Here is an 11,960-nt window from a genome sequence, read left to right as displayed (position 1 = left end):
ATTCACTTAAATAAAAACCTCCATCATGTTTTCAATATTCAAACTGTTTTTTTTGCTCGGTTGGGTCAGCTTTGGCGGACCAGCCGCACACATAGGTTACTTTAGACAAACCTTTGTCGAAAAACTCAAATGGTTAGATGACCACGAATATGGACAAATTGTTGCCCTAAGTCAGTTTTTACCGGGCCCAGGATCCAGCCAAGTCGGGTTTGCTTTGGGCTATAAACGCGGTGGATTAGCCGGTGCCTGTGCCTCATTTTTGGGCTTTACACTGCCTTCGGTCTTAATCATGATTGGACTTGCATTGCTGGCCAGTCAGGTCATCGAAACCAGCGCCTTTCAAAGTGTCGTACACGGGCTGAAATTACTGGCTGTAGTCGTTGTTGCCGATGCAGCTTGGGGCATGTACAAAATTTTGTAAGAATACACTGTCCGTTGGGTTGTGCGTCACCACAGCCATCGCGCTGCTTGCAGCGCCCAGCATTATGACTCAAATTGGCGTACTCGTACTCGCAGCGATTTTAGGGGCTCACTTTCTAAAATCAGACACGTCTCAAGCGGCGCAGCAACGCTTTCAGCCGAGTTACATACCATTAGCTTTATTTATTGCTCTACTCATAGGATTACCCCTTTTAGCTGCTCTATCGCCAGCCATCGGCTTATTCAACGATTTTTATCAAGCGGGTAGTTTAGTCTTTGGCGGAGGCCACGTTGTACTGCCACTTTTGCAAAATATCGTAGGCGATAACCTTAGCCAGGATGCTTTTTTAACCGGTTATGCCGCAGCGCAGGCAGTACCTGGACCGATGTTTACCTTTGCCACATACATCGGCTATGAGTTGATGCCTAGTACCCCATTAACAGGGGCGCTTATCGCGACATTAGCCGTATTCCTACCAGGATTCTTATTGCTTCTCGCGGTTTTAAAAAATTGGCAATCACTGGCAAAAATGCCACGTGTTGCGGGGGCTCTGAGTGGTGTGAATGCCGCTGTTGTTGGGTTGTTAGTGGCAGCGTTATATCAACCCGTGTTCATCAGTGCGGTAATACAGCCGCTGGATTTAGCCCTTGTACTCGTTGGTTTTTTCTTGATGAAACAGCTTAAACTGCCAATAATCTGGCTCGTATTGACTTTTATGCTAGCGGGTTTTGGCATGGGGTTCATTTAAGAAATGGTGAGACTGTTCAATTGAAAGCTTGCCAGCCTGTCCGGCGATACTTATAAAAAAGGGCTCCGCTCGATCTTAGGCCCCCTTAGGTGACGACCTTAACGTCCCTCAATAAAAAGTGCTGTACCTTTAAATTAAAGGTTTCAATTCCAGTATAAAACGACTAGACTGAATGATAATAATTATCATTCAGTCTGTATCATGCTAAAAAGTTTTGCCACACGTACTTGCCCTTGCTGCAATAAGCCACTGACATTGAGTGAACGTATGCCTTTACTCAATAGAGAGGCGGTTCGCTGTAAACATTGCGCAAAGTCATTGAAACCTAATTTCTGCATTATGCTGTTTAATGTGTTTTGGCTCAGTATGAGCGTATCGTGGGTAATTGAGGCGAATACTGAGCTCAACTATATTTGGGCATTGTCAGCTGCTTTAATCGCCGTCAGCGTCATAGCGCCTTTATTTGATCTGCTCTTCTCGTTGGAAGAAGAGCAGTATGACTGAATGAAGTGCTATAGCCAGATGAGCTTTATCATGGTTAAGATCATAGATAAACTCAGCAGCACACAAGCTAGGTTAAAGATTTTGTTGATGGTGCCACCTTGGACATAATCACCCGCAATTTGCCAGCCGGCTATCACACCGTTAAAAGCAAACACACACACACTGAGCGTTGTTAGAACTTTAAACCACATCGGTGTGAACATATTCACTAAGGCTTGGTGGCTGGTAACTGGCTCAGATAACAATAACACAACAATCAATATGCTGTATGCGACGATTATTGCGTTACTAATTCGCTGCAAAACCCATTGTTTAGTACCTGAACGCGCAATGTTCATTATAGCCATATCAACACTCCTACAACGATGCTCAGTACCACACCTAAACCAATTGCTACGCGAGAAATCATGCAGCCACTGGCTAACTCCTCGAAGTAACCGAACTCTTGAATAATATGTTTAAGCGTGCCTAAACAATAGTACCCAAGCGCCGTCAACAAGCCCCAAACCACGAATTGCGCAAAAAAGTTTTCGTTAAAAACAGCACTTAGGGTGTCGAAGTTTTGTGCTGATTGCATTGCAAAAATAAGCAATGGCAATAAAACGACAGCCGCTCCCCATACAATAACGCCGCTTACTCGGTGTAAAATTGAAGCATACGCAGTAATGGGTAGCGCCATGGTTTGAATTGCCAAATTAGTTGGCCGCTCTTTTCTCATGTTGGATACCTAGATGTTTAATTTCAATAAATGCTAACGCAAATCATTACCACTTACAAATTATCCCAGTGATAAAGTGCATTTGGGTGCTACAAGGCACGCGCTGGTAATAGCAATGTCATCGAATATCGCGTTTTGAGTTTTCTTATCGATGCATTCAATTAGGTGGGGAATACCGCGCTCATGGTGTTTTGCCTTTTCGACAGTAAACACGCTATTTTCCTTTTATTTATACACTTTCAGCGATTTTGATAGGCTGGTCAAACATGTGCTTAAGGGCCTGTCTAACTGCTCGAGTAACAATTGAGAAAAGGTTTGAGGCAGATTCAATGCAACGAAGGCAAAGTGTTCTAATAAACTAAGGCAAGCTGCTGGTTTCTTGTATCACGCACAACCTTTCATCATAGGCTATGCGTGCTCAAAGCTAAGAAAAAGACTCTTAGCTCAACAGGTTGGATAGGATCAGTGACGCTTTTTAGGGCCTACTCTCACTAGGTCTTTACCATTTTCAAACACTTCTTGGGTAACCCAGCGCCCTAGCAACAGCTGATGTTTATCATCTAACACCGCGACAAACGGCCTACCGCTGCTATTATGTGTTGCAAGTGCAATGCCTGCCACATTTTCCAATCCCATTCCTCCACTTTCTACTAAAGTCAAAAATGATTCTAACTCTACTAAAGTGCTAATTTCTTCTTTATCATCAATCATGCTATTTGGCTCACTAGATATGCAATATCGATAGAATAACAGTTCTGAAATGGGGGATAAATAATACAACAAACAATTGTAAACGGGTTTAGTACAATCGTGAAATAAACACGCTAAATGCGGTTCAATTTAAGACTTTGCAACTGAGATAAAGAGCATCACTGGCGTGATACTCTCAAACAACCAAATCCATCAAGGGCGTTCTTTTACTCTATGAATCCACATGTTTTAGGCGCAAGTGATAAGTTTTGACAAATATTGCCATCCGTTTGATGCGTTTTACCCAAACCACCTACGGCGTTCGGAGTTAGCGCTTTGCCATCATTGATATTTTTTTGAGATAGGCTTTTTATTTGTTTTTTTTGTAATTTTAATTTCATGTGGTCATTCCTTACCATGTTATAAATTAAGCTGCAGCCGAAATGCTATTGTTATTGTTATATTTCGGCATGCATAAGACACAGAGTGACTAAACAACCTTACAAAGCAAGGCTTAGCGACTCAGTAAAGTAACCCTACCTTAGAAAAATAAAAATAAAAACCCATAATAGGTACATTATTAATCATTTAATAATGGTTGATAAACCCCTTCCCACAGAGCCTCTACAAAGCCGTACTCTGTAAAGTGGCATTATTTAAGTCATATGGAGAAACAGATAACTCGAATACGTGATTGCTGGTGCATCGCCTATTCAAATCAACGCATTGTTATGCGCCTCACAATATGGGGTGTTTTGTCAGTTAGTAAATTCGCATTGCGAGTGCTTCAAGGTTAGATATGAAATTTAAAGTCAAAACAGAGAGCAGCAAGGAGCGCCCCCTTTAAAAGAATGCTTAGAGAAGTCAGCCTATTAAACTTCCTCCTCTCATCCATAGCCCTTCTTACAAATGACGGTTTTTAGGTAAACGGGTTAAGTCTAATTTCAGTATTTTTGAACGGCGCTGGTAGTTATAAAGTGACTTTTTCTTGGCTGGTAAATCATCCACGGCTGCACAGTCAAAGCCCTGTTCTAAAAACCAATGAATACTGCGAGTTGTTAAGGCAAATAGCGCCTTATAACCTTGTTTTCTCGCTTTATTGATCACTACTCGTAGTAAAAAGCTGCCTCTATCCGCATCTCGATATTGGGGATGAACGGCGAGACTGGCAAACTCACCCACCTCCTCTTCTGGAAACGCATACAAAGCAGCACACGCAATGATTAACCCATCCCGTTCGATCACACTAAATTGCTCTATCTCCATTTCCAGCTGCTCTCGAGAACGGCGTACCAAGTAACCTTGCTCTTCAAGTGGGCGGATTAAGTTTAATACTCCATTAATGTCACTAATGGTCGCGCTGCGCAATTGCTCAGAGCTTTGTGGTGCTATTTGTGTACCAATGCCATCCAAAGAGAACAGCTCTTGTAACAGTGCACCATCCTCTTTATAACTAACAAGGTGACAACGATGAACACCCCCTCGGCATGCTTCGATTGCAGCATTTAGGAATGCAGCAGCGCTTTTGCAAATTTCGCTGCTGCTATGATGTTTAGCCAGTAACTGAACGGCTTCGTTTGGCATCAACTCAGCAATCGCCTCACCATTTTCATCCAGTATACCGGCTTCATGGCAAAACCCGATCATCTTGTCCGCATCGAGCTTCAGTGCAACTTGGGTAGCAATTTCTTCCGCGGTCAAATTGAAACTCTCACCTGTCACTGAGGCAGAAATTGGGCCAAGCAAAACAATACTATTGTTATCTAATTGGTGCCTGATGCCATCCACATCAATACGACGAACGCGGCCAGAGTGATGATAGTCAACCCCATCATCAATCCCAAGCGGCTGAGCAATCACGAAATTTCCGCTCACGACATTTAATGAATTGCCCGACATTGGGGTACTACACAGCGACATTGAAAGCATTGCGGTGATATCCAACTGCATCGCACCACTGACCTGCTTAATGATCTGAAGAGATTCGCTTTCAGTGACTCGAATTTCATTATGAAACTCACTTTGAAGACCTGCTTGGGACAAAGCACTGTCAAATTGCGGTCGCGCACCAAACACCAAAACTATTTTAATACCTAAGCTTGTCAGTAACGCGACGTCATTAATGATACTTCGATAGCCAGGTTGATCAACCGCTTCTCCCCCCAGCATAACGACAAACGTTTTACCTCGGTGAGCATTGACATAGGGGGTAGATTGGCGAAAGCCTGCCACCAATTCAGTTGTACGCACTGTATTTACCTTTTAAATGCAGAGTGATTAAACACGAACAAGTTAGCCAACATAGTAAAGAATTATTATGCACAATTAAAGAATTATTATTCTTTAATTGTGCTTTTTTATCTCTCCCTAAATTTTACAATCTTAATAACAGCAATAATTCTGCGTGTTATTTAAATGAATAAGCATGCAAACTATGTTATTTCTCCCAACAACCGTACTTTGTCCCAGTAAACCGGTTGGTTCACCTCATTGCTTACTTCGAAGATTGCCGCGCAGGCCTAAATTGCCGTACACTCTTATCAGTTTCGGATTATTTTTAAAGAGGTGCTTGTGCCTAAAGCTGACAAGAAACAATCTGGCATGTTTAGCCAATTGCTTTTTAATATCATTATTCCTGTGGTCGTGCTGACTCGCTTGTCCGGTGAAGATTCTCTTGGGCCAACACTGGGCATTATCGTCGCCCTTGCATTCCCTGTCGGTTTTGGCCTTTGGGAGCGCAGTAGAACAGGGAAATTCAACTTTATTTCTGGACTAGGGATTGTTTCTGTTTTACTTACTGGCGGCATTAGCTTATTAGAACTTGATGCAAAATACATTGCGATTAAAGAAGCTTTAATACCGGGCATCATAGGGATTGCCATCGTAGTAAGCCAATACACTAAATACCCGCTACTTAAAACAATGATGTTTAACGACAATATCATGGACATCAAAAAAATAGAGTCTGCACTGGAGCAAGCAGGCAACACCGAAAAGCTGTCAAAAGTGCAAGTTGTCGCATCCAATATTCTTGCCGCATCCTTTTTCTTATCGTCGGTATTAAACTACGTCTTGGCAAAAATGATCGTCGTCAGCCCAGCTGGCACTGAAGCTTACAATAGCGAATTGGGTCGTATGACCGCTTTGAGTTACCCAGTCATTGTTCTGCCTACAATGATCATCTTTTTTGTTGCGCTTTATTATCTCCTAACCTCCCTCAAGAAGCTCACAGGGTTAACGGTTGAAGAGATGTTCCACGAACCAGAATAGAAATTACACGACCATTTGGGGAGCTGTCACGTCTCTCCCCAAGCCTATAAAATCAAAATAAACAAACACTTAAAAAAGTCTTAAATTTAATTTGTACATTACCCCCGCGCTGGTACTCACCATTATTGAACCAACAAATATAAACTTTGTGTTTGCATTGGTTTAAAAAAGGGACTAACATTGCGCCGAATTATTCATTATCACCTAACTGTAGAGGAGTATAAATCATGACAAATACATTATTATCCTTTGCAGGTCTAATCCGCTAAGTAGCTCGAAGCTAACTACATTTTTAGCTTTCGTGTAAAGCTACCTCCGGTCACTTAAAGTGAGTACGGCCTGCCAATACGTTTTTCGTTTTAAATACTATTTTAAGGTATTGGTATTATGGGCAACTCCGTCCAAAAAATTACAGAAAATACGACCCTCATTGCGTCCGATGATACGTGGATTGAAGGGCAAGCTATCCAGCAACTAGTTAAAACTTCTCAGCTTGCAGGTATGCACCATGTAGCTGGTATGCCAGATCTACACCCGGGAAGAGGCTACCCTATTGGGGCAGCGTTTTTTACTCAAGATAAAGTTTATCCAGCACTTGTCGGTAACGATATCGGCTGTGGCATGTCGCTCTGGCAAACTTCCGTGAAGGTCGCTAAGGTCAACTTAGACAAGCTGACTAAAAAGTTTGCACACGTAGAGCAGCCTCTTGATGGGAGCTGGGAACAAATAATTCAGACACGTAAAACAGAAAAAAACATTGTCACTCATCGCTTTGACCATGCACTAGGCACAATAGGCGGTGGCAATCATTTTGCTGAGTTCCAAGCTATCGACGAAGTGTATGACCAAAACGCTTTGGAGTCGCTTGGCCTCAACAAAAAGCAGCTGCAACTATTAGTGCATTCCGGCTCAAGAGGTTTAGGCCAATCCATTTTAGTGAACCACATTGAACATCATAATCATGACGGGTTGCACATCGATGAGGCGAGTTTTCAAGACTATATAACGGCGCACGACGAGGCGCTGCGATGGGCCGAGCTCAACCGAGAGTTGATTGCGCTGCGCTTTTTAGATGCCATCCGAGCTACTGGGCACTGCACGTTAGATATTAATCACAATTTAGTTTGTGAAACACGGATTGGTAACACCCTTGGCTGGCTGCACCGTAAAGGCGCAACGCCGAGCGATAAAGGCTGCGTGGTTATTCCTGGTTCTCGAGGTGATTACAGTTACCTAGTTAGACCCATTACTGGCACCAGTGAACAAGCGCACGCTAACTTGCTTTCGCTGGCCCATGGTGCGGGCAGAAAATGGAAACGTGGTGATTGTCAGGGGCGCTTGAGTCACAAATACAAACGTGATGATTTGTATCGCACTGCACTTGGGAGCCGTGTGATATGTGGCAACAAAGAACTGCTGTACGATGAAGCACCCCAAGCCTATAAAAAATGCGAAACCATCATCAGTGATCTCATTGATGCAAAATTAATTGAAGTCATTGCCAGACTTCGCCCTGTACTCACGTTTAAAACCAATGGGAGTTGCTCAGAATGATTTTATTGCAATTGTCTTCTGGGCAAGGCCCCCTTGAATGCTGTAAAGCGCTTGGTCTAGCTTTTGCTCAAATACTAAAAGAGAGCAAATCTCAAGGGATAGTCTGCGAGACTCTTGAGTTGACACCCGCAGAAAAGCAAGCCTGCTACAAGTCAGTCGTGGTGAAGTTATCATCACCTGATATACAGGCCACAAAGCAATTTGCGCAAAGTTGGCAGGGCGCGATGTTGTGGGTATGCGAAAGCCAATTTCGTCCAAACCATAGACGTAAAAACTGGTTTTTCAGTGGCCAAATGTATGAATTAGATGAGTATCAATTTGACGCCGAGATCACCTTTCAAACATGCCGAGCATCGGGAGCCGGTGGCCAGCATGTGAATAAAACCGATTCAGCCGTCAGAGCGACGCATGCTAAAACGGGGATTTCGGTACGCGTTGAAAGTGAGCGCAGCCAACATGCTAATAAAAAGCTGGCTCGAGCATTGGTTCTGCAAAAGTTGGCTGAAATTCAGCAAACACAAGTGCACGCACAAGAGAAATCGCGTTGGCAACAGCATCAGAAAGTTGAACGAGGCGACCCTGTGAGGATTTTTAAAGGGCCAAAGTTTGTCGCCAAGCACTAGTATGCGCCCTGCAACTCCCTAACAAGGAGCAAATTATGTGTAATGTTTTATTTATTTGTAGCCGTAATCAATGGCGTAGCCCAACAGGGGAGCAAGTATGGAAAAATCACTCAGCGATCAATGTGCGCTCAGCTGGCACCAGCCCAAGAGCAAAAAAGACGGTCAACACACAAGATATCCAATGGGCGGATATCATTTTTACCATGGAAGAAAAGCATAAGTGTCGATTGAAAGGTCAGTTTGCTCGCCAAACAAAATACAAAGATATACGGGTGCTAGATGTACCCGATGAATACAGGTATATGGACCCAGCACTTGTTCAACTTTTCAAAGAAGTTGTAAGCATGCATTTAGGTATCTCATATCCCTTCAATGCCTAACAGATTTAAAGAGGATAAAACCATGTAATTCCACCTTTGCACATAGCTTCAGCATCTCGAGTGCTTTTAATTTTGGAAGCGATATGTGCCTATGCCCTTTGCGTACTGGCCAGTCTCACGGTTGGCCATCATTGACATAAATATTGGAATTACATTATGAGAGTAAAGTACCCCCGTACACCGCACCTACCTTGGTCGCCGGGTGCGACACCAGATGATTTACAACAAACACATGCGCACTTTTTTGAAGGCCAGCAAGTCGTTGTAACTGAAAAAATGGATGGTGAAAACACCACATTATACACCGACTATATTCACGCGCGGTCGTTAGACAGTCGCTTTCACCCATCTAGAGCTTGGGTCAAAGCGCTGCAAGCGCAAATAGGTTACAAAATACCGAAAGGTTGGCGTATTTGTGGTGAAAACCTGTATGCCAAACACGCCATTGGTTACGATGCTTTGAGTAGCTATTTCTTGGCTTTTTCGGTGTGGAATGAACGCAATGAGTCTCTAAACTGGCATGATAGCAAAGTCTTTTTTCAGCAGCTTGGGCTCAGTGCACCGAAAGAGTTGTACGTCGGCCCTTGGGATGAGCAGGTAATTAAAAGCATCACTCTGGATACCTCAAAACAAGAAGGCTATGTGGTGCGTCTTGCCGACAGCTTTGCGTTTAAGGCTTTTTCACAGTCTGTGGCGAAGTGGGTCAGGCGTGACCATGTTACAACCAATAAACACTGGATGCACACTGACGTTATTCCCAATCGCTTGAAAGGAACTCGAAAATGAGCGCGCTCGAAGCTTGGCTAAACAGCCTCACGCAAGATCACACACCAGACTTTCAAGAGTGCCTTGATTACTTGGCGGATTACTTTCCACTATTATTACAATTCGAGGATACAGAACAAGACCCTATCTGGCATGCTGAAGGCAATGTCGCGATTCATACCGATATGGTATTAAAAGCGTTATACACAGAGCTCAATAATGAGGCATGCCATATAAAAGGGGTCCACCGACAAGCGCTTATTCTCGGTGCACTGCTTCATGATATTGCCAAGCCACGCTCTACTCGGCGCAAAGAAATTGCGGGTATAGAGCGCGTTGTCGCTCCTCGACATGAAGAGATGGGTGCCAGTTACTTGGCCACTCGCTTAATCGCGCTCCCATTGGCATATAGTGTCATTTCCACGGTTATGGGATTAGTCGGTTTTCACAACCAATTGAAGCTACTGGTGATAAAGAACCAAAGTTATGGAGATTATTTGCACTTAGCCTTAAATGCCAACCTAGAACTTTTATATTGGCTTGAAGTTGCAGATATGAAAGGCAGGACCTGTGATGACCTTGCACTACAGCTTGGCATGCTTGAAGAGTTTAAAATGTTTGCGCAAGATTATGAATTATGGGGACTGCAAGACCACGCTACTTTGACACTGTTATCCAAAATTCAAGTGAAAAAAGTTCCTTCTCAGCAAACATATTTAAGTAATCTTGCCATCAGTCAATTGGCACATGGACAAATCAGTACCATCGAGGAAGCTATCGCTAAGAACTATGACGCCTGTCAAAGTTATAGCCACCTGTATGTGATGTGTGGCATCAGTGGCAGCGGCAAGTCCACTTGGATTAAAAAACACCTTGCTGGATTTGAAGTTATTTCTCTTGACGGCATACGGCAGGAGCTAAATGGTCACCAAGCCTGCCAAAAAAACCGTGGACAAGTTCTTCAACTTGCCAAAAAACGCTTAAAGCAAGCGCTCGCCAAAAAGCGTAATGTGGTGTGGGACGCCACAAATATTCGTAAAGACTTCAGGAGTATTGTTTGTGATCTGGGTAGAAATTACGGTGCACTTGTCACCTTGGTCGCCTTTCAATTAAGTGACAAGTCACTGCGACGTAATAATCAAGATCGTCGATTTAGCGTAGACAATCAGGTTATTTCAGAGCAAATAGGAAAATTGCAGTGGCCGTGTTTTAACGAAGCACATAGGTTTTTGCTCATTGGCAACAAAGGAGTGGAGCTCGCCAGACGAGGAACCTTCGATTCAATGAGTTAATCCTAACTGAAACAGCATCGCAAAACCCGATTCAAATGCAACCAAATACAGGCTACTTCACTTTATTTGGTTGCATCATCCCCTCTCCCCAACTGACCATCATATCGAGAAAGGCTTTCAATTTGGCTGGTTGCCCCACTCTGCTTGGGTACACTAAATAAATCACTGAATCCGTTAAGGTTATATCGGATGCAATCTGTACAAACTCACCTGATGCAATTTTATCTTTTACCATGCCAATAGGCATAATAGCGAATCCCAGCCCAGCTTCAACAGCACTGAGTACCGCGGCTGTCGAGTTGACCGTTAGCCGTGCATTTAGGGTATGCCATTTATCTTGCGCATATACTTGGTTGAATGACTCATCGCTGCGCGCGCCAGCAAAGCTGGCGATATAAGGTTGTGAGCGTAATTGTGCTATGGTGCTGGCAACGCCATAATCGGCAACATGCTGCTGTGACGCGATGAACACGCGCTGCGACTGATATATTTTTCTGTAGACGAGGCTAGAGTCTTCCACGTCACTAAAGCTTGCTCTCACCGCCACATCAAAACCATCTTTAATTAAGTCCATATTTTGAGCTCCTTGCTGCACCTCCAAAGTGACTTCTGGGTGCGCTTGCAAAAATGGCACAACAATCGTTGAAGCCATAAAATCCGCAAAATTTTGCGGTACTGCAACCCTAAGATGGCCAGAAACCTGCTGACGCATGTCACTTAAAAAAGCTTCTCCTTGCGCCAATTGCGACATCGCCTGCTCGCAAAAATGTAAATACTGCGCTCCTTCCTCCGTTAATTTTACGGAGCGAGTGGTTCGCTGTAGCAGTTTGACGCCTAAACGCGCTTCGAGGTGATTGACTTTATTGCTCACTGTCGACTTTTCAATGTCCAGTGCTTGTGCAGCTTGTGTAAAGCTTTGTAGCTGAGCCACTTTGCAAAAAATACGAATTTGGTTCAAATCATTGTTCATGTATAAAAACAATCTTTTGTAAATT

The 11,960-nt window shown here is 43.6% G+C and carries 14 protein-coding genes and 1 pseudogene; 8 read left to right on the top strand and 7 right to left on the bottom strand.

The window, feature by feature from the left end; all coding sequences use genetic code 11:
* Positions 1-25: 25 nt before the first annotated feature.
* Positions 26-1,169: pseudogene (chrA, locus tag A7985_RS13740) on the top strand (chromate efflux transporter).
* A 185-nt stretch (positions 1,170-1,354) separates the two neighbouring features.
* On the opposite strand, the gene A7985_RS26515 reads toward chrA, so the two are convergent.
* Positions 1,355-1,507, bottom strand: coding sequence for a hypothetical protein (locus A7985_RS26515; RefSeq protein WP_176716747.1), 153 nt, complete (start codon positions 1,505-1,507; stop codon positions 1,355-1,357).
* A gap of 28 nt (positions 1,508-1,535) precedes the next feature.
* Between A7985_RS26515 and A7985_RS26510 the strand changes: the two genes are divergently transcribed.
* Complete coding sequence (locus A7985_RS26510) at positions 1,536-1,673, top strand: hypothetical protein (RefSeq protein WP_176716746.1); 138 nt, start codon at positions 1,536-1,538, stop codon at positions 1,671-1,673.
* Positions 1,674-1,681: 8 nt separating this feature from the next.
* Here the strand turns inward: A7985_RS26510 and sdhD are convergent, their stop codons facing one another.
* The 5 genes from sdhD to argA all read right to left on the bottom strand — a co-directional run bounded on the left by sdhD (position 1,682) and on the right by argA (position 5,331).
* Complete coding sequence (gene sdhD, locus A7985_RS13735; RefSeq protein ID WP_065791033.1) at positions 1,682-2,020, bottom strand: succinate dehydrogenase, hydrophobic membrane anchor protein; 339 nt, start codon at positions 2,018-2,020, stop codon at positions 1,682-1,684.
* On the bottom strand, positions 2,011-2,391 hold the full coding sequence (gene sdhC / locus A7985_RS13730) for a succinate dehydrogenase, cytochrome b556 subunit (RefSeq protein WP_065791032.1): 381 nt from the start codon (positions 2,389-2,391) through the stop codon (positions 2,011-2,013). The genes sdhD and sdhC overlap by 10 nt, the downstream gene beginning before the upstream one ends.
* Positions 2,392-2,853: 462 nt before the next feature.
* A complete protein-coding gene (locus tag A7985_RS13725; RefSeq protein WP_065791031.1) occupies positions 2,854-3,102 on the bottom strand; it encodes a hypothetical protein in 249 nt (82 codons plus the stop codon).
* Positions 3,103-3,308: 206 nt separating this feature from the next.
* Positions 3,309-3,482 carry a hypothetical protein gene (locus tag A7985_RS26505; RefSeq protein WP_176716745.1) on the bottom strand — a complete coding sequence of 58 codons (174 nt, stop codon included), beginning with the start codon at positions 3,480-3,482 and terminating at the stop codon, positions 3,309-3,311.
* Between the two features lie 502 nt (positions 3,483-3,984).
* Positions 3,985-5,331, bottom strand: a complete 1,347-nt coding sequence (gene argA / locus A7985_RS13720) for an amino-acid N-acetyltransferase (RefSeq protein WP_065791030.1) — start codon at positions 5,329-5,331, stop codon at positions 3,985-3,987.
* A 351-nt stretch (positions 5,332-5,682) separates the two neighbouring features.
* Here argA and A7985_RS13715 point away from each other — a divergent pair, with 351 nt between their 5' ends.
* The 6 genes from A7985_RS13715 to A7985_RS13690 all read left to right on the top strand — a co-directional run bounded on the left by A7985_RS13715 (position 5,683) and on the right by A7985_RS13690 (position 10,965).
* The gene (locus A7985_RS13715; protein WP_065791270.1) at positions 5,683-6,351 is read left to right on the top strand and encodes a VC0807 family protein; all 669 of its coding nucleotides are present in this window, start codon (positions 5,683-5,685) and stop codon (positions 6,349-6,351) included.
* Positions 6,352-6,738: 387 nt separating this feature from the next.
* Positions 6,739-7,905 (top strand): RNA ligase RtcB family protein, encoded by a 1,167-nt coding sequence (locus A7985_RS13710; RefSeq protein ID WP_065791029.1) that lies wholly within the window; start codon positions 6,739-6,741, stop codon positions 7,903-7,905.
* Positions 7,902-8,528 (top strand): peptide chain release factor H, encoded by a 627-nt coding sequence (gene prfH / locus A7985_RS13705; RefSeq protein WP_065791028.1) that lies wholly within the window; start codon positions 7,902-7,904, stop codon positions 8,526-8,528. The genes A7985_RS13710 and prfH overlap by 4 nt, the downstream gene beginning before the upstream one ends.
* 35 nt (positions 8,529-8,563) lie before the next feature.
* On the top strand, positions 8,564-8,908 hold the full coding sequence (locus tag A7985_RS13700) for a low molecular weight protein tyrosine phosphatase family protein (protein WP_065791027.1): 345 nt from the start codon (positions 8,564-8,566) through the stop codon (positions 8,906-8,908).
* 156 nt (positions 8,909-9,064) lie between these two features.
* Positions 9,065-9,694 carry an RNA ligase family protein gene (locus A7985_RS13695; RefSeq protein ID WP_065791026.1) on the top strand — a complete coding sequence of 210 codons (630 nt, stop codon included), beginning with the start codon at positions 9,065-9,067 and terminating at the stop codon, positions 9,692-9,694.
* Entirely contained in the window at positions 9,691-10,965 is a 1,275-nt protein-coding gene (locus A7985_RS13690) for an AAA family ATPase (RefSeq protein ID WP_065791025.1), read from the top strand. The genes A7985_RS13695 and A7985_RS13690 overlap by 4 nt, the downstream gene beginning before the upstream one ends.
* Positions 10,966-11,017: 52 nt before the next feature.
* Here the strand turns inward: A7985_RS13690 and A7985_RS13685 are convergent, their stop codons facing one another.
* Positions 11,018-11,935: a LysR family transcriptional regulator gene (locus tag A7985_RS13685; protein ID WP_065791024.1), complete on the bottom strand. Its 918-nt coding sequence runs from the start codon at positions 11,933-11,935 to the stop codon at positions 11,018-11,020.
* Between the last annotated feature and the right edge of the window lie 25 nt (positions 11,936-11,960).

Origin of the sequence: Pseudoalteromonas luteoviolacea (genome assembly GCF_001696455.1) — a bacterium.
Classification (GTDB): Bacteria; Pseudomonadota; Gammaproteobacteria; order Enterobacterales; family Alteromonadaceae; genus Pseudoalteromonas; species Pseudoalteromonas luteoviolacea_C.
The sequence above is the reverse complement of the archived record's forward strand: the minus strand, read 5'-3'. Positions and strand labels throughout refer to the sequence as shown.

Coding starts and splice junctions, on each gene's coding strand:
- A7985_RS26515 (WP_176716747.1), bottom strand. CDS start 1,507: ATGCAGAAATTAGGTTTCAATGACTTTGCGCAATGTTTACAGCGAACC.
- A7985_RS26510 (WP_176716746.1), top strand. CDS start 1,536: ATGAGCGTATCGTGGGTAATTGAGGCGAATACTGAGCTCAACTATATT.
- sdhD (WP_065791033.1), bottom strand. CDS start 2,020: ATGGCTATAATGAACATTGCGCGTTCAGGTACTAAACAATGGGTTTTG.
- sdhC (WP_065791032.1), bottom strand. CDS start 2,391: ATGAGAAAAGAGCGGCCAACTAATTTGGCAATTCAAACCATGGCGCTA.
- A7985_RS13725 (WP_065791031.1), bottom strand. CDS start 3,102: ATGATTGATGATAAAGAAGAAATTAGCACTTTAGTAGAGTTAGAATCA.
- A7985_RS26505 (WP_176716745.1), bottom strand. CDS start 3,482: ATGAAATTAAAATTACAAAAAAAACAAATAAAAAGCCTATCTCAAAAA.
- A7985_RS13715 (WP_065791270.1), top strand. CDS start 5,683: ATGTTTAGCCAATTGCTTTTTAATATCATTATTCCTGTGGTCGTGCTG.
- A7985_RS13710 (WP_065791029.1), top strand. CDS start 6,739: ATGGGCAACTCCGTCCAAAAAATTACAGAAAATACGACCCTCATTGCG.
- prfH (WP_065791028.1), top strand. CDS start 7,902: ATGATTTTATTGCAATTGTCTTCTGGGCAAGGCCCCCTTGAATGCTGT.
- A7985_RS13700 (WP_065791027.1), top strand. CDS start 8,564: ATGTGTAATGTTTTATTTATTTGTAGCCGTAATCAATGGCGTAGCCCA.
- A7985_RS13695 (WP_065791026.1), top strand. CDS start 9,065: ATGAGAGTAAAGTACCCCCGTACACCGCACCTACCTTGGTCGCCGGGT.
- A7985_RS13690 (WP_065791025.1), top strand. CDS start 9,691: ATGAGCGCGCTCGAAGCTTGGCTAAACAGCCTCACGCAAGATCACACA.
- A7985_RS13685 (WP_065791024.1), bottom strand. CDS start 11,935: ATGAACAATGATTTGAACCAAATTCGTATTTTTTGCAAAGTGGCTCAG.